Genomic DNA, 15,759 nt, shown 5'->3' with positions numbered 1-15,759 from the left:
TTCGGGGGGACGCGTTGCGTCGACTTCGGGCCCCTGCCGCTGCGTATTTCACTTACCCGTCGCCCGCGGCGCGGTGAGATGCCCGGCCGCCTTCACCTGTGTGCCGCGGTGGGCTTCGTCCGCGTGGGCCCGGCGTCGCGGGACCCGGCCGGCACGGGCAGACCGTCGGACCTGCCGCGGAAGGGCCGGGTCCTGGCGGCCTGCCGCGTGCGCGGCGGGGGTCACCGCGCGGTGTAGGCCATGATCAGGACGTCGCGACGACCCGGTTCACCGTCGTCCTCGGGATGCACCGCCGTGACCTCGTGGAGGGTGCGGCGGTCGTCACCGAGCAGGATGTCGCCGGGCTCACGGAGCGTGGTGGTGACGAGTGGATCGCCGTCGTCCGCGTACACCGTGCTCTGCCCGCCGGTCACGTTGCGGCGACCGATCATCAGTGACGTGATGAAGGTGACGCCGTCCTTGTGCCGGCCCTCAGGAGTGGGCTCGCCGGCCTCGTCCTTCGTGGCGGTGGTCCGGATGGGGGTCACCTTGATGTTCCACTTCTTGGTGCCGTCGACACCGGTGAAGATCTCGGCCAGCCCCACCAGCACGTCGCGCAGGACGGGGTCGCCCACGAACGCCTCGGTGAGCGGTTCGTACACCCGGTCGACGCCGCCGTGCAGCTTGTTGACGTCTGCCTCCTGGCGGTACGGACCGTGCGGAAGCTGGGTGAGGTCACCGGTTTCCATGTCGAGCTCGAACTGGCCGTACCTGCGGTAGCGATAGGTGCCGCCGTCGGCCATGTAGGGGTCGCGCCGGAGGACCTCCCAGTTCTCGGCGAAACGCGCCCAGTCGGCGGGACGGACGCCCGTGAGGGCAGAGAACTCGTCGTGCCGGATGAGATGGGCACCGGAGTCGGACAGGTCTTTGATTGCGGCGAGCGCGACGTCGCTGGTCAGCTTTGCAGTGATCATCGGTACTCCATGGGTACTTCAAGGTGAAGCGTGAGCGGCAAAGTCCCCGGCAGCCATCGCCTGGCCTCGGGACAGGTGCGCCTGACGGGTTCGAACCTGTCTTCGGTCGTCACTCCCCCCAGTCCTCTTCGACCTCGGGCGCGAGGGCGAGCACGAGGGGGCTCAGCGCCACGATCTCCAGTTCGCTGCGGCAGCCCGCGCACTCCAGAATCTCGTTGAGCCGCACGGATGGGCCGATCTGTACCGGCTCCTCGCAGCTCGGGCAGGCCTGTGCAGTGGTCGTGATCATGAGATGAGTTCCTTCCGATCGGTCTTTGCGGGGCGGGCCGCGGTGTCGAGGGCGGCACGAACCGCCCTCACGACCCGCTCCGCGGTGAGCTCGTAATGCGCGACGAGATGTTCCTGGTTGCCCACCTCGTCGACGAACTGATCCGGCATGCCCAGCCTCAGCACCCGAGTGGGCGCCTCCTCCGCCAAGGTCTCGGCCACCACGCCGCCGAGACCGCCGCCGCGCCAGTGCTCCTCCAGCGTCACGACGACCTGGACCGGCCGGGCCGCGGCCACCAGCGTCTGCGTGTCGAACGGCCGCAGAGTGTGCACGTTGAGGACCGTGGCCTCGATCCCCTGTCGGGCGAGGACGTCCGCCGCGGTCAGACAGGCGAGCACCGGGTACGGGCCGCAGCAGGCGAGCACCACGTCACCGCCCTCCCGCAGCGTCTGCGCCTGCCCGATGACCGGTGGCGGGGCAGCCGACAGTTCGGGGGTCGGTTTGCGGCCGAGCCGGACGTAGAGCGGTCCGGGCAGGTTCAGACTCTGTTCGACGAACGCCTCCGTGGCGGCCGCGTCGGCGGGCACCACCACGGTCATCGAGGGCAGCACCCGCATCACCGCGAGATCTTCCAGTGCCTGGTGCGTCGGACCCAGATGACCCGCCGCGAGGCCGCCGTGGGTGGCCATGATGCGGACCGGCAACCGGTTGTAGGCGATGTCGATCTTGATCGCCTCCAGAGCCCGGGAGGTTGCGAAGGCAGCCATCGTGTTGACGAACGGGACGCGTCCGCACGCGGCCATCCCCGCGGCCATGCCCATCAGGTTGTGTTCGGCGATGCCGAGATTGAGGTACTGGTCGCCGGCCGCCGCGGCGAACTCGGCGCTGAACAGACCGGTGTCGGAGTCCAGGCACATCAGTTCGGGATGCCGCTTCAGGAGCGGAAGCAGGCTGTCCCGGTACGCCTCCCGTGTCGCACGGCTCATGTGGCGTCCTCCGCGGCTCGCAGTCCTCGGACCGCCCGTGCGTGGTTGCGCGGCGACAGCGTCACGTAGTGGCTGACACTGCGGCCGGCGAGGAACGGCAGCCCCTGGCCCTTGACCGTCCGGGCGATCAGCACACTCGGCCTGCCCGGCTCCCAGGGCGCGGCGCCGAGGTGCACCGCCAGCTCGTCGGGGTCGTGCCCGTCGACCTCGCGGACCGCCCAGCCGAAGCCGCGCCAGCGGTCGGCCAGCGGTTCCATCGGCGCGATGCCGTCGGTGGGGCCGGTCAGCTGCAGTCCGTTGCGGTCCACTACGGCGACCAGCCGGTCGAGGCGCAGCGACACTGCCGCGATGGCCGCCTCCCACACCGAGCCTTCCTGGAGCTCGCCGTCGCCGAGCAGGACGAAGCTGCGCGCGGGGCGGCCGGCGTACCGGGCGGCCAGCGCGAAACCGCAGCCCAGCGCGAGTCCGTGGCCGAGCGATCCGGTCGGCAGCTCCACGCCGGGCACCGCGCGAACCGGATGGCCCATCAGCCTGCTGCCCGGGCGTCCGTACCCGGCAAGCTCCTCGACCGGGAAGAAGCCGCGTTCGGCGAGCGTCGCGTAGAGGCCGACGGCGGCGTGGCCCTTGCTGAGCAGGAAGCGATCGCGATCCGGGTCGTCCGGACGCCGCGGGTCCACGTTCAGCACCGAGAAGTACAGCGCCGCCAGTACGTCCGCGCAGGAGAGCGCGCCGCCGAGATGCCCGCCTTCGGGTCCCGCGCACATGTCGACGACGTGCGAGCGGATGCGTGCGGCAACCGCGTCCAAAGAGGTCCGCTCCAGGACCGGGGTCGCGTTCATGAAGCCGCCTTCGCGAACGTGGCCACCATGTCGCGGTTCGCCCACACCTTCTCGAAGGCGTCCGCGTACAGGCCGAGCAGTTCGCCCGCTCCTGGATGGAGGTGGCGCTTTTGCAGGGTCAGGGAGTCGGCGATGACCGCGCGGGTGACCGGGTAGTCCTCACCGGCGACGGTTCCGGGCGCGCCGGTGACGGACCACGGGTAGCCCGAGCCGAAGCCGGCGCGGTCCACGAACACCTTCTGGTCGGGCAGCGGCATGAGCTGGTACTGCGACATCGGCACACCCTCGGCGCGCAGCAGCCGCCGCAGAGTCCCGCGCAGTGCCTCCGGCCGCACCCCGTCCAGACCGAACGCGGCCGGGTCGAACCGGAACCGCAGGATGTGCCAGGCGTGGGTGGTGTCCGGCAGCGCGGTCGGCACTCGCAGACCGGGGAGCTGTGCGAGCCGGGCGAGGAACTCGGTGACGTTGTGCTGCCGCGCACGCTCGTACTCCTCATACCGGTCGAGCTGCGCGATGGTGAACGCGGCTTGGAGAGCGTTCATCTTGTGATTCCAGCCCAGGCCGTACGAGATGTAGTCGCGTTCCCGACCGGCTTCGATCACCTCGCCGAACTGCCTGCCGCGGCGCATCGCCTCGGCCAGTTCCGCGTCGCGGGTCACCAGCAGGCCGCCTTCACCGCAGGTCGGTATGTTCTTGCTGACCTGGAGGCTGAAGGCGCCGGCGTCACCGATCCCGCCGACCGGTCGACCGCGGTGGGTCGCGCCGGGAGCCTGTGCGGCATCCTCGATCACCGCGATGCCGTGCTTACGCGCGATCTCGGTGATGCGGTCCATGTCGGCGGGCGCGCCGTGCAGGTGCACGGGGATGATCGCCTTGGTCCGGGCCGTGATCCGGCGCTCCACGTCGTCCGGGTCGATGTTGAAGGTGACCGGGTCGATGTCGGCGAACACGGGAGCGGCCATCTGGTGCACCGGTGCGAGCCCGGTGGCGATGAAACTGAGTGCGGGCACGATCACCTCGTCCCCCGGTCCGACACCGAGCGCGGCCAGCGCGAGGGACAGCGCCGCGGTGCCGTTGGACACCGCGACGCAGTGCTCGAAACCGAAGCGACGGGCCCACCCCTCCTCCAGAGCGGACACCGGGTTCACGCCGTCCGTGTCGGACACCAGTCTCGCCCCGTCGAGCGCGTCCAGAACCGCCTTGCGGTCCTCGTCCTGCACCAGGGGCCACGGCACGTGACGCCGGTCCGTCGGCACGGTCACGGTGCCGCCGAGCGCTGCCAGCTTGCTCATCACTCTCCACTCCACAGGTTCACGGTGATCGATGCGTACGCGGTCACAGCCGGACCGCCGCCGCGCCGACGGCATCGATCGCGAGGGCGTACGCGCCGCGCAGCCGCGTGACGTGGCGCGCGATGTCGGGTGCGGCGGCGCGCGGGTCCGTGAGCCCGTGCGCGCCGGTGAAGCGCAGGCCGGTCCAGGCGTGTGCGACGCACTCGACCGCTCGTCCGGCTCCAGCGAGCACCGGATCGTCCCATCGGCGACCGCAGCGGCGCAGGAGCTCACCGTGCAGTGACGCCTGCGCCTGCATGCCCCAGCCGAAGGGGTACAGCTCGCGCAGTGCGCCGGCGTCTGCGGCCCGGCACCGGTCGAGGAGTTCCGCGGCGAACTCGTCGTATCCGGCGAGACCGGTACGAGCCGAGGTGGCCACGGTGAAGCCGTCGACGTCGGTGCGCAGGAACTCGCCGAGCCGTTCGGGCGTCAAGGGCTCGGGCGGGGCGTCGAGGCGGACGTCGAGACAGCGCCGGCCGATCCGTGAGTCGCTGAAGAACGCGTCCTGGACGTCGGACGGGTTCGCCGAGCCCCAGCTCCGCAGGAAGTCCTCGATCGGGACGGCACCGTGGAACGCGGGCGGCATCGCGTCCGAGACATGCACCACCCCGCGCGTCTCGTCCAGTCCGTGGACGATCACCAGGTGTGCGGCGTGCACGTCTCCGTACGCGGGCCGGAACGGCAGGTGGAAGTTGTCCACGGCGGCGATGACCAACCGGTCGTCGTCCAGCGTCTCGCGCACCTCCCGCCAGACGTCGTTGTCGTCGGCAGGTTGCCACCAGCGCGCGTGCAGCTCGTGGTGGGGCGCCAGCGCGGCACCGAGGTCGGTGACGCCGGACTCGTCGGCGAGGCAGGGGTAGTAGAACTCCTCGGACCTGACGTCGCCCGGCAGGTGCAGGAACCGCCAGCCCGCGCCGAGCACGGCCAGCGGATCGGCGCCCGCCCGTGCCAGCACCGAGCCGAAGGTGGACTGCAGGCAGCTGATGAGATCGCGGTACCACAACTCGGGTTCCGGCCCGGTGATCATGTAAGTGCGTGCCGTCGTGTCGACGGTCATCTCAGAGCTCCGTCCGCTGGAGGGTGACCGCGAAGAGATGGATCGCCACGTTGCGCGGCAGCAGGATGCCGGTGAGCCCGGCCCGCCGGGTGACCGGCACCCGTTGCGCCCACATGACGGCGGGAATGCCTCGTTGCACGTGGTGCGGGTAGTGCATGACCAGACTCTCGAACGCCTTGACCTCGCCGAACCACGCCGGCGCCGCCCAGAAGTCGGAGACCCGCAGCGCTTCCGCGTCGACGAATCCGTCGGCGAAGCTCAGCTCGACGGTGTCCTCACAGCGCCGTTCGGACGCCGCCAGGACATGGATCCAGTCGTAACGGCCTTCAGGCACACGAATGAACTGTCCGGCGCAGCGGACATTGTCCGGTCCCTCACAGACCGGAGGGAACTCGAAGGGAACACCGTCCACGTGCACAAGGCTCTTGCCCGTCGGCAGATAATCGGCAGAGAACGAGTTTCCCCATACGTTGAACTCTCCCGCCTTGGTCTCCGTGGCAGCGGAGACGGCTACATTGTTGCGATGGCCGGAAATGTCCACCGGTTCGCACAGGCCTGTCCTGGCGGAGAACACCGAATTGCCCCTCAAGTGATCCACCTCACTGAAGCACCGTCTTAAGCCCCAAACCTAGCCCGGTCATTCAAGTCTTTCGTCCGGGCCGCACCTACCTTGAACAAGCGAATTGCCGTGCTGCGCATCCCCCCGTGCTGATGTATTAATTTCACCAACCCCGGGGTGTCCGGTCAATGGATTCTCGATCGGCTTAGGGAATCGCGGGGTTCGGACATTCTGATGGGTCGCGGTTCCGGGTCGGGAGCGGCGGCCGGTCGAGAATTCAGGCGGCTATTCGATCGGTTTCTTCGGTCAGGAATTCACTGACCTTTTCCGCGAAGACCCGCATTCCCATGGTCAGTCGTGTGCCGCGGCGCCACAGGAGCTGGGTGCTGACCTCGAAGGGTGGCCGCCAGGCGAGCGGGGCGAGGACACCGGTGTCGATGTCGTCCGCCACGGCCACGGCGGGCAGCAGGGCGATCCCGAGCCCGGCTGCCGCCCAGCGCTTCGCGGACTCCACGGTCCCGGATTCCAGCAGCGGCACGGGCTCCCGCCCGCTCCACAGCTCCCGTTCCAGCAGCCTGCGGCAGCGCGGCCCCGCCTCGGGCACCAGGAGGGGCGTTTCCCGCAACTGGTCCGCGGTCACCCGCCGGCGTGCGGCCAGCAGGTGGTCCGGACAGACGACGGCGACCAGCGGCTCGGTGCGCAGCACGACGCTCTCCATGCCGGCGTGCCGGGTCTCCACGTCCATCACCAGCCCGAGGTCGAGGGCGCCCCGTCCGAGTGCCTGGAGGGTGTCCTCGCCGGAACCCGGCCGCAGTACCACTTGCAGTCCCGGGTGGCGGTGATGGAAGAACTCCAGCATCGGCGGCATGCGGTAGGTCGCGATGCTCTCCATGGTTCCGATGAGGACCCGGCCGACCGGCTCACTGCCGCCCCGGGCCGCGCTGCGGGCCTCGTCGGCCAGGCAGAGCAACTGCTCGGCGTACGGCAGGAACCGTTCCCCGGCCTGGGTGAGCCGGACGCTGCGGCCCGAGAGCCGCTCGAACAACTCGATGCCGAGTGCGTTCTCCAGGCCCCTGATCTGGCCGGTGACGCTGGACTGGGCGTAGTTGAGCTCCGCTGCCGCCCGGCTGAAGCTGAGCAGGGTGGCAGCCTTCTGAAAGGTCGTGAGCTGGCGGATGTCCACGTGGTCCTCCGGGGGTTGTCGCGCCGCTTGCCGGTCAGTCGCCGTACGTGCTTCCGTCGCTGCCCTCGCCGAGGCCTGCCTCGGCCAGTTCCCGGGCGACGGCGGCGATGTCCACCAGCAGTTCGTCGATGTCCGCCTCGGTCGTCGCCGGGTTGAGGAAGACGAGCTTGAGGTGGACCCGGGGTTCACTATCCGGGCCAGCCACCTTGGTGCGGGCCACGAGCGCGCGTCCCCGCGCCATGAGCGTGCGCCGGACCGCGGCGTTCCAGGCGCTCTCGTCAGTCACGCCCCACGCGGGCGGCCGGCAGCGGAAGATCACCGTGCTGAGCAGCGGCTCGGCCAGCAGGTCCAGGTCCGTGCCGGCCGTGATGCGGGCCGCGGCGTACCGGGCCAGGCCGTGGCACCGGTCCATCCAGGCGCCCATGCCCTCCCGACCCAGCGTCAGCAGGGACGCGGCCATCTTGAAGGCGTCCGAGCGACGCGTGGTCTGCATCGAGGTGCCCAGCAGCGCGGTGAACCCGGCCGCCTCGTCGTCCGCCGGGTTGAGGTACACAGCCTGCTGGTCCAGGCACCGCAGGTGCCGCTCGTCGCGGACCAGGAGCACGCTCGACGAGGCCGGCGTCCAGCCGAACTTGTGCAGGTCGAAGGCGACGGAGTCGGCGCGGTCCAGCCCGGTCAGGAGCGGGGCGAGCGTGGGGGAGAACAGTGCCCCGATGCCGTACGCCGCGTCGACGTGCAGCCACATGTCCCGCTCGGCGGCCAGGTCGGCCAGCTCGGGCAGCGGGTCGAAGGAACCGCGGTCCGTCGTGCCCGCCGTCGCGACCAGCGCCAGGGGGAGCTCGTCGGGGCCGAACCGGTCGAGGATGCGGCGTGCTTCGTCCACCCGCATCCGGCCGAGGTCGTCCACCGGCACACACACCACGGCGTCCTGGCCGAGGCCGAGGAAGCCGGCCGCGCGGGCCACGGAGAAATGGGCGGCCGCCGAGCACAGGATCCTCGGCCCGACCCGCAGACCGGTCAGGCCCGAGCGGGACACCTCGCCGCTCTCCCGCAGCGCGTGCTCCCTGGCAACCAGCAGACCCATCAGGTTGGAGATGCTGCCGCCCGGTGTGAGGGTGCCCGACGCCCCGGCGCCGAAGCCGGCCCACGACGCCATCTCCGCGAGCAGCCGCCGCTCCAGCTGCAGGGCGAAGGGACCGCTCTCCCAGGAGTGCAGGGACTGGTTGAGGGCGGCGGCGAGCAGCTCGGCGGCGACGGAGGCGGCCGTGGGCGCGCATTGCATGCGGGACACGGCGGCCGGGTGCGCGAGGTCGGCCGCCCCGGCGGCGTACGCCTCAAACAGCTCGGTCACCCGCCGGGGGTCGGGGCTCTCGGCGAGGAACGCTCCCCCCTCGAGGAACCGGTCCATCGCGGCGGCCGCCGCCTGGGGGCCGCCGGCCGCGACCGGTCCGCCCCGCTTCAGCGAGGCGTCGTGGAGCGCGCCGAGCGCGGAGTCCACCAGTGTCCTCAGCTGTTCGAAGGCTTCCGGCCGGCCGGCCAGCGCCGCGTTCCTGCCCGTGTCGATCATTGGCGGAGTCCTTGCTCTCGTGAGTCCGGTATGTCTCGTGAACTGGCGTCCCGCTCGACGGGGGCGCCGCGTGTGCCGCGGATGACGCCGATCGACGCGACGACGACGGCCGCGAGGCCCAGCGTCTGCAACGGCGAGATGGTCTCGTGCAGGACGAGCAGGGCCACCAGGGCGCCGATCGCCGGTTCCAGGCTGAGCAGCACCCCGAAGACGAGCGCGGAAACCCGGCGCAGCGTCTCCATCTCGCAGGTGTACGGCACCAGGGACGACAGCATCGCGACGCCGAACCCGAAGGCGAGCACCGCCGGGTCTGCCAGCGCGGAGCCGCCCTCGGACAGCCCGGCCGGCAGCGCGCACAGCGTGCCGAAGGCCATCGCGAGCGCCAGTCCGCCCCCGCCGGGCAGCAGCGCGCCGACCCTGGCCGACAGCGGCACGTACGCGCCCCAGAACACCGCGCAGGCCAGGGCGATGAGCAGCCCGGTGATCCCGGCGGCGCCACCCTGCCAGCCGAGGAGGGCGATGCCGCACCCGGCGAGCACCGCCCACAGCCGGTCGCGGGCCCGACGTGAGGACAGGGCCGCGACGGTGAGCGGCCCCGCCATCCCGACGGTCAGCGCGACACCGACGGGCATTCGGGCCATGGCCAGGTAGAAGCACAGATTCATGCCTGCGATGGCGATGCCGAGGACGGCGACCGCACCCGTCGTGCGCCGGTCCAGGCGCAGCGACGGCCGCCAGAACAGCAGCAGCACCGCCGCGGCGAAGCCGAGCCGCAGCACGGTCATCGCGGCGGGTCCCACGGTGCCGAACAACTGCTTGGCGAAGGCGGCCCCGAGTTGGGTGCTCACCATCCCGACCAGCATCAGCACCGGTGCCGGGACGGCACCGATGCCCCGGGGGGCGGTGCCGCCGGCCGGGACCGCGGTCACCTCGGTGGCTACGTCGGCGCTCATGATGTAGTCCTTCCTCCGCTTCCACAGCGGCTGCGGGTACGGCTCGGGGTACGGCCGGCGGCGGGGCCCGGCCGGTGCGTCATGGCGCGAGGAGGACCTTGCCGGTGGTGGCCCGGCTCTCCAGCAGGGCGTGGGCCCGTGCCGCCTCGGCCAGCGGCAGCCGTTCACCGACGCCGGGACGGACCACGCCGTCGGCGACGTGCGTGAAGAGCTCGGCGGCCGCCGCCCTGAGCGAGGCGGCGTCCGGGACGTGGTCGGCGAGGGTGGGCCTGGTCAGGTACAGGGAGCCCGCCGTGCGCAGCAGTTCGACGTCGACCGGCGGGACCGGGCCGCTGGACAGCCCGCACACGGCGAGGGTGCCCCGGCGGCGCAGTGCCATGACGCTCTCCTCGAACGTGGCCGCGCCCACCGAGTCGTAGACCGCGTGCGCGCCCTCGCCGCCGGTGAGTTCGCGCACCCCGGCCGCGAAGTCCCCGTACGGCAGGGCGTGGTGGGCGCCCGCGGCCAGGGCGGCCTCTCGCTTCTCCTTGGTGGAAGCGACGGCGACGACCTGCGCGCCGCGGTGTGCGGCCAGCCGTACCAGGAGCTGCCCCAGCCCCCCGGCGGCGGCCAGTACCACCACGGTTTCGCCGGCCGCCACGGGGTGCGTGGTACCGCTGAGGTACAGCGCGGCGAGCCCCTGGAGCAGGACCGCTGCCGCGTCGGACAGCGTGACGCCGTCGGGAACGGGCACCAGCTTGGCCTGGGGGACGGCGGTGTACTCGGCGTAGGCACCGAGCTGGGTGGCGTACGCGACCCGGTCGCCCGGGGCGAAGTCCGTGACGCCGTCGCCCACGGCGGTGACCACTCCGGCGGCCTCCTGGCCGGGGACGAACGGGTAGGCCGTGGGGTAGGTGCCGTCGCGGAAGTAGACGTCGATGAAGTTGAGGCCGACGGCCTCGTTGCGGACCACGACCTGGCCGGGCGCGGCCTCGGGGCGGGGCAGGTCGGTGACGGCCAGGACGTCGGGTCGGCCGGGGCGGGTCACTTGCAGGGCACGCATCAGTTCCTCGATTCGCCGGGTGCGATGGGGGTGGCGGCCGTCGCGTTGCGCCACCGCTCAGGTCCGTGGGCCCCGGTGTGCGGCTCGGACTCGCGAAAGAGCCCGCGGAAGTAGTTGATGTCGCCGGTGAGGCCCGCCATCAGGGTGTCGATACCCGGTTCGCCGAGGCCGTCCACGCGGTGCAGCAGTTCCTCGTTGCGGCGCAGCCGGGCCGGGGCGAAGGGCAGGGCGCCCACGGTCCGGTAGCGGATGGCGCCGGTGGCGTCGCGCCGCGGGATGATGTCGGATCGGGCGGAACGGCTGGCGCTGAACGGTATGTCCAGCCGCCCCTCGGCGAACGCCTCGACGACCGCCTCGATCAGATCGGGGCGCTGCAGCAGCGGCTCGACGAGATCAGCGACCTCGTCGAGGATCCACCTCTGCTCCTCGGTGACCCGGCCGTCGTCGACGGTGACGAAGTCAAGCAGCGGCGAGTTGGCCCGGTTTGCCAGCCGCAGACCGGCCACGTTGGCCGCGGTGTCGGGGATGCCGTACGCCTCCTGGTACGTCTTGGTGATCAGTTTGGAGGCCCCGCCGAGCCGGGCCGCCAGTGCCCCGTAGAGGATGAGGTCCTCGGCGTTGTCGCGCTTGCGGGGGAAGACGCCCATGAACTCGTGCAGCACCGCGTGGACCTGGACGCCGGCGGGGAGATAGCGCTCGGCGAGGACCGGAATGCTGCGCAGGGCCGCGACGTCCTGGACCAGGTGCCCGCCCTGCGGATAGGCCACGGATACACAGCGGACACCGGCCCGGGTGGCGAGCACCGCCTCCAGCACGCTGACGGCGAGGCTGATCGACGGCGGCACGAGCACCGCGGTCAGGGTGCCGAACAGCTCCCGGTCGACGATCACCCCGTGCTCGGCCAGTTCGCCGCAGGCGCGGTCCACGTCCTGCCATGCCGTCAGGGACTCGGCCAGCGGCACGGCCTTGGAGTAGGGCAGGTTGTACGAGATGCCGCCGCCCTCGAAGGAGGTGATGCCGGAGGCGACGGAGACGTCGAAGAGGAGGCGGGCGTCGGGGGATCCGTGCCGGATCTCCAGTGGCGCGTCGACCAGTTCGTTCAGTTCACGGCCGCGCTGCCAGCCGTGGGCGACCAGCGGGTAGCCGTTGAGGTCGGCCGGCCGCAGGTGCAGGGTGCGGCGGGCCTCGCCGAACCGCTTGAGACGGGTGTGGGAGTCGATGGTCAGTGTCAGGATGTCGGGGCGGGCCTCCTCCTCCAGGGTCGTCAGAAGCCGCTTCATCTCCTCGTGCCCGCCCACGCCGCAGCGCGGCTGCAGGGCCACCCGGCCCCGGTCCTTGCAGTCCTGGAGGATCTGGGCGGCGGTGGGCTTGCCGAGCGAGGCGATGTACGCGGCGGACTGGGACGGCGTGGGCAGTGAGGTGGCGCAGGCCAGTGGGACGGTGGCGGAGCCGCCGGCGGACGGGATGGACGTGACGCTCATGACGCCGCCAGGTCGGTGAGCCTGGCACCGCGGCGGTCGAGCCGCAACCGGTCGAGCAGGCGGGGCAGTTCGGCGGCGTCGGCCAAGATGTGATCCACTCCGGCGGCGTACAGGCGGTCGTGGGCCGAGCCGTCCTTGTGGCTGCCCACGGAGAGGTTGCCGCCGACGACGACCGGGCAGGTGATCCGGCCCGACCGCTTGGCCTGGTCGAGACCGCGCAGGTCCTCGTGGACATGTCCGTTGAGACTGCCGATGACCACGGCCTCGGCTTGCGGGTACTGCTCGCAGGCCTCGGCGAACTCCTCGACGGTCGTGCAGGTGCCGAGGTTGACGACGTGGTAGCCGAGGCCGCGCAGGGAGTGGGCGATGAGATGGTTGGCGACCGCGTGGCTGTCGCTGGCCGCCACGCCGAGGACGACTGTAGGAGGTGCGGAGTGCTGGTTCGGCAGAGTACGCATCGAGCTTCCTGGTTCGGGGTCGGTCGTTGGTGGGGTGCCGGTGGCTGTGCGGTCAGTCGTCGAAGGCGGCGAAGAGCTCCCGTTTGCTCACGGACCTCAGCCGGTCGACGTCGAACTCGCCGGGGTCGGCGGCGGCCAGTGAGTCGAGGACGTGACTGATCGCGGGCACCAGGCCCCATACCTCGTGGTAGGGCGGCTGCCCCGGCGTGAGGCGGTCGGCGTCCTCCTGGCGGGCGAAGACGTAGTTCGGCCAGTCCGCGGCGCGCGGGTGGCGGTGGTGGAAGTCGTGGACCACGGTGTCGCCGGTCAGCACGAGGTAGCGGGACGGGGCGTGCACGAACAGCAACCGCAGGGTCCAGCGCGTCCACGCCAGGGCGCGGCGCCCGGCGGGCAACTGCGGCGCGGGGACCGGGTCGCCGAGGAAGATGGCGTTGGTCAGCGAGGCGAAGTACGCCCGGCTGCGCCGGTCCTCCAGGCCGGGCTCGGGGAAGGTGTGCTTGACGCACAGCCGCAGGGTGTTGCTGACCTGGAACAGCGGGACGAGCGGCACGAACCACACGACGAGCAGGGCCGGCCAGGTGCCGGTCGCCGCCGTGACCAGGGTGAGCGTGCCGTAGAGGGTGACGGCCGCCACCTTCTCGGTGCGCACCGACTCGCTCCAGAAGGAGCGCACCCGGGAGACGGCGAAGGCGAAGTGGAAGCGCGGGGAGAGCAGCTTGCCGAGGAGCCGGCGCCACATTTGGCGGCGGGTCATGCCCGGGTGCAGGCCCAGGCTGACCAGGAAGGCCTGGACCGTGGGGTCCTTCAGCGTCATGTGCTCGAGCGCGTGGTGGTCGCTGACGTGCTCGCGGCTGTAGCGCTGGAAGTTCTGGATGATCAGGAGGCTGGACACGGCGTGGCCTATGGCCCGGTCCGGCCCGCGGTGGCGGTACATGTTCCGGTGCGAGCACTGGTGGTAGATCATCATCCGCAGGTTGCGCATCCCGTGCAGGGTCACCGCCCAGCCGGCCGCGAGCAGCAGCAGGAACGGCCCGCCCATGACGTAGGCCAGCGTGCTGAGCAGGACACCGGCGGCCATGGACGCCGTGGCGGTCACCAGGTGGAAGGTGGGTGTCCAGCCCGGCGACCGCTGGCCGGGCAGCGCCTTGCCGGTGAGGATCGTCAGCGGGAACTGGAGGAATCCCGGGAGCACGGTCATGGACTCGCGCGGGTCACGGGCCGCGGCGGCAGGGGAGGCGGCAGGGGCGGAGAAGCCTTGCTGGTCGAGCAGTGCCATCGGGGCTCCTAGAGGGAGGAGAGGGCGGGGAAGGGCGCGCTGTTCAGCCGGACGCCGACGGAGCAGGCCACGGGCGCGGACCGCTCGGGGGCCGACATGAGAGCACGGGCGTCCTGCTGGGTGAGGACGACCTCGATGTGGTCGGCCTCCTCGGGCCGCAGGCCGCTGTCGCGGATCGTGATGCGGAACGAGACATGGCCGTCGGCGTCCACGCAGGACGTGACCGTGCCGTCCACGACGCCGGGGATCATGGTGTGCTGTCGCATGGTGTTCCTCCACTGAGGTGGTGGGGGGAGGCGGTGCCGTGCCGGCCTGCGCTCACTGCTGCACGACGCGGACGGTCGCGGCGCCCAGGAGGCGGCACTGGCAGGCGAGCCGGTGGTTCCCGTCGGCCCGGCCGAGGTCCTCGAGGAAGTCCCTCTCGTCGGGATCGGCCTCCCCGAGCGACGCGGAGCCGTCGAGGACCTCGATGACGCAGGCGCCGCACGCGCCTGAGCGGCAGCCGAACGGGATCAGCTGTTCCGGCCTCTCGTACTCGATGTCGGTGAGGCAGGAGCCGTCGGGCAGCAGGATCTCCACCCTGTCGGGCATGAGGGTGAGTTTGTTGAGCGGCATTGCTGTGCAGCCCCCTTGAGGCGGGTCGGGCATCCCGGCGCGCGGGATGCGATGCGGTGACCGAGGCGCCGGTGTCACGCGGCCGACGCGGACGGGACGGCCGCGCGGTCGCCTGCACCGGGGAACGTGTCGGAGGAGTGCTCGGGCGCGAGCCGTTCGCCGGGGCGCAGGGTCACGGCCGCGTGGTTCACAGCGGTGCCGGCCTCGCCGAAGCCGACGGTGATCAGCGGGACGCGGCCCGGGTAGGTGCACACGTCGCCGACCGCGTGGACGCCGGGCAGGTTGGTGCACATGGACCGGTCGACCCGGATCCTGCGGTGCTCCAGGTCGATTCCCCACTCGGCGACGGGACCGAGGCCGGAGGTGAAGCCGAGGGCGGCGACCAGCGCCTGCGACGGCAGGGTGAACACCTCCTCGCCTCGCCGGAACTCGACCTGTTCGAGCCGCTGGGCACCGTGGCAGGCGACCACCTCGGCGTCGGTGACGACCCGGACGGCGGAGGCGTACAGCTGCCGCACGCTGTACTCGTGGGCGCGGAAGGTGCTCCGCCGGTGGACGAGGGTTGTACTGCGGGCCAGCGGGGCCAGGGCCAGCGCCCAGTCCACGGCACTGTCGCCGCCGCCGACCACGACTACGTCCCGTCCTGCGTGCGCCTCCGGGCGCGGGACGTGGTAGGCGACGCCCCTGCCCTCGTACGGCACCGAGCAGGGCAGCCTGCGGGGCACGAACCTGCCGAGCCCGGCGGCGATCACCACGGCTCCGGCGTCCACTCTGCCGCCGTCGTCGGTGCTCAGGGTCCAGCCTCCGGTTCGGCGGGCGAGGCCGACCACCGTCCGGCCGAGCAGGTACCGCGTATCGAACGGGGCGGCCTGCTCCAGCAGGTTGTCGATCAACTGCCGCCCCTTGACGGCGGGGTGACCGGCCACGTCGTACAGCAGCTTCTCCGGGTAGAGAGCGGACACCTGGCCGCCGGGCTCGTCGAGCGCGTCGACGACCACCGCCGACAGGCCGCGGAACCCGGCGTAGTACGCGGCGTACAGCCCGGCGGGTCCCGCGCCCACGACTGCGACGTCCACCGCCGCCTCGGCGGGCCGGTCGACGGCGCTCACGACTGCTGGCATCTCACGCTCCTCCTGCCTCGATTGCCGCGTACCTGTCGATACGCGGTGTGGGGGCGGGCGCTGCCCACCC

The 15,759-nt window shown here is 71.6% G+C and carries 17 protein-coding genes; all 17 read right to left on the bottom strand.

What is annotated here, in order from left to right; genetic code table 11:
- Window positions 1-221 precede the first annotated feature (221 nt).
- Window positions 222-953 (bottom strand): 2OG-Fe dioxygenase family protein, encoded by a 732-nt coding sequence (locus tag HW130_RS28785; protein ID WP_177152672.1) that lies wholly within the window; start codon window positions 951-953, stop codon window positions 222-224.
- Window positions 954-1,062: 109 nt separating this feature from the next.
- Complete coding sequence (locus HW130_RS28780) at window positions 1,063-1,242, bottom strand: lysine biosynthesis protein LysW (protein ID WP_177152671.1); 180 nt, start codon at window positions 1,240-1,242, stop codon at window positions 1,063-1,065.
- Window positions 1,239-2,207 (bottom strand): transketolase family protein, encoded by a 969-nt coding sequence (locus tag HW130_RS28775; protein ID WP_177152670.1) that lies wholly within the window; start codon window positions 2,205-2,207, stop codon window positions 1,239-1,241. The genes HW130_RS28780 and HW130_RS28775 overlap by 4 nt, the downstream gene beginning before the upstream one ends.
- Window positions 2,204-3,046 carry a transketolase gene (locus tag HW130_RS28770; protein WP_177152669.1) on the bottom strand — a complete coding sequence of 281 codons (843 nt, stop codon included), beginning with the start codon at window positions 3,044-3,046 and terminating at the stop codon, window positions 2,204-2,206. Before HW130_RS28770 ends, HW130_RS28775 begins: the two co-directional genes overlap by 4 nt.
- Window positions 3,043-4,338, bottom strand: coding sequence for a DegT/DnrJ/EryC1/StrS aminotransferase family protein (locus HW130_RS28765; protein WP_177152668.1), 1,296 nt, complete (start codon window positions 4,336-4,338; stop codon window positions 3,043-3,045). Before HW130_RS28765 ends, HW130_RS28770 begins: the two co-directional genes overlap by 4 nt.
- Before the next feature lie 43 nt (window positions 4,339-4,381).
- A complete protein-coding gene (locus tag HW130_RS28760) occupies window positions 4,382-5,434 on the bottom strand; it encodes a BtrH N-terminal domain-containing protein (RefSeq protein ID WP_177152667.1) in 1,053 nt (350 codons plus the stop codon).
- A gap of 1 nt (window position 5,435) precedes the next feature.
- Window positions 5,436-6,008, bottom strand: coding sequence for a hypothetical protein (locus HW130_RS28755; RefSeq protein ID WP_309140610.1), 573 nt, complete (start codon window positions 6,006-6,008; stop codon window positions 5,436-5,438).
- A gap of 262 nt (window positions 6,009-6,270) precedes the next feature.
- Window positions 6,271-7,176, bottom strand: coding sequence for a LysR family transcriptional regulator (locus tag HW130_RS28750; protein ID WP_177152665.1), 906 nt, complete (start codon window positions 7,174-7,176; stop codon window positions 6,271-6,273).
- A gap of 34 nt (window positions 7,177-7,210) precedes the next feature.
- Entirely contained in the window at window positions 7,211-8,743 is a 1,533-nt protein-coding gene (locus tag HW130_RS36285; RefSeq protein ID WP_177152664.1) for a pyridoxal-dependent decarboxylase, read from the bottom strand.
- The gene (locus HW130_RS28740; RefSeq protein ID WP_177152663.1) at window positions 8,740-9,696 is read right to left on the bottom strand and encodes a DMT family transporter; all 957 of its coding nucleotides are present in this window, start codon (window positions 9,694-9,696) and stop codon (window positions 8,740-8,742) included. Before HW130_RS28740 ends, HW130_RS36285 begins: the two co-directional genes overlap by 4 nt.
- Window positions 9,697-9,775: 79 nt before the next feature.
- Window positions 9,776-10,738, bottom strand: coding sequence for a quinone oxidoreductase (locus tag HW130_RS28735; protein ID WP_177152662.1), 963 nt, complete (start codon window positions 10,736-10,738; stop codon window positions 9,776-9,778).
- Window positions 10,738-12,219, bottom strand: a complete 1,482-nt coding sequence (locus HW130_RS28730; RefSeq protein ID WP_177152661.1) for a methylaspartate mutase — start codon at window positions 12,217-12,219, stop codon at window positions 10,738-10,740. Before HW130_RS28730 ends, HW130_RS28735 begins: the two co-directional genes overlap by 1 nt.
- The gene (locus tag HW130_RS28725; protein WP_177152660.1) at window positions 12,216-12,677 is read right to left on the bottom strand and encodes a cobalamin-dependent protein; all 462 of its coding nucleotides are present in this window, start codon (window positions 12,675-12,677) and stop codon (window positions 12,216-12,218) included. The genes HW130_RS28730 and HW130_RS28725 overlap by 4 nt, the downstream gene beginning before the upstream one ends.
- Window positions 12,678-12,729: 52 nt before the next feature.
- Window positions 12,730-13,953, bottom strand: coding sequence for a fatty acid desaturase (locus HW130_RS28720; RefSeq protein ID WP_218184074.1), 1,224 nt, complete (start codon window positions 13,951-13,953; stop codon window positions 12,730-12,732).
- Window positions 13,954-13,961: 8 nt separating this feature from the next.
- Window positions 13,962-14,219 (bottom strand): hypothetical protein, encoded by a 258-nt coding sequence (locus HW130_RS28715; protein WP_177152659.1) that lies wholly within the window; start codon window positions 14,217-14,219, stop codon window positions 13,962-13,964.
- A gap of 52 nt (window positions 14,220-14,271) precedes the next feature.
- On the bottom strand, window positions 14,272-14,544 hold the full coding sequence (locus HW130_RS28710) for a 2Fe-2S iron-sulfur cluster-binding protein (RefSeq protein WP_256356397.1): 273 nt from the start codon (window positions 14,542-14,544) through the stop codon (window positions 14,272-14,274).
- A gap of 98 nt (window positions 14,545-14,642) precedes the next feature.
- Window positions 14,643-15,689: an NAD(P)/FAD-dependent oxidoreductase gene (locus HW130_RS28705; RefSeq protein ID WP_177152657.1), complete on the bottom strand. Its 1,047-nt coding sequence runs from the start codon at window positions 15,687-15,689 to the stop codon at window positions 14,643-14,645.
- Window positions 15,690-15,759: the final 70 nt, after the last annotated feature.

Origin of the sequence: Streptomyces sp. PKU-EA00015, from assembly GCF_013387495.1 — a bacterium.
Taxonomy (GTDB): Bacteria; Actinomycetota; Actinomycetes; order Streptomycetales; family Streptomycetaceae; genus Streptomyces.
The sequence above is the reverse complement of the archived record's forward strand: the minus strand, read 5'-3'. Positions and strand labels throughout refer to the sequence as shown.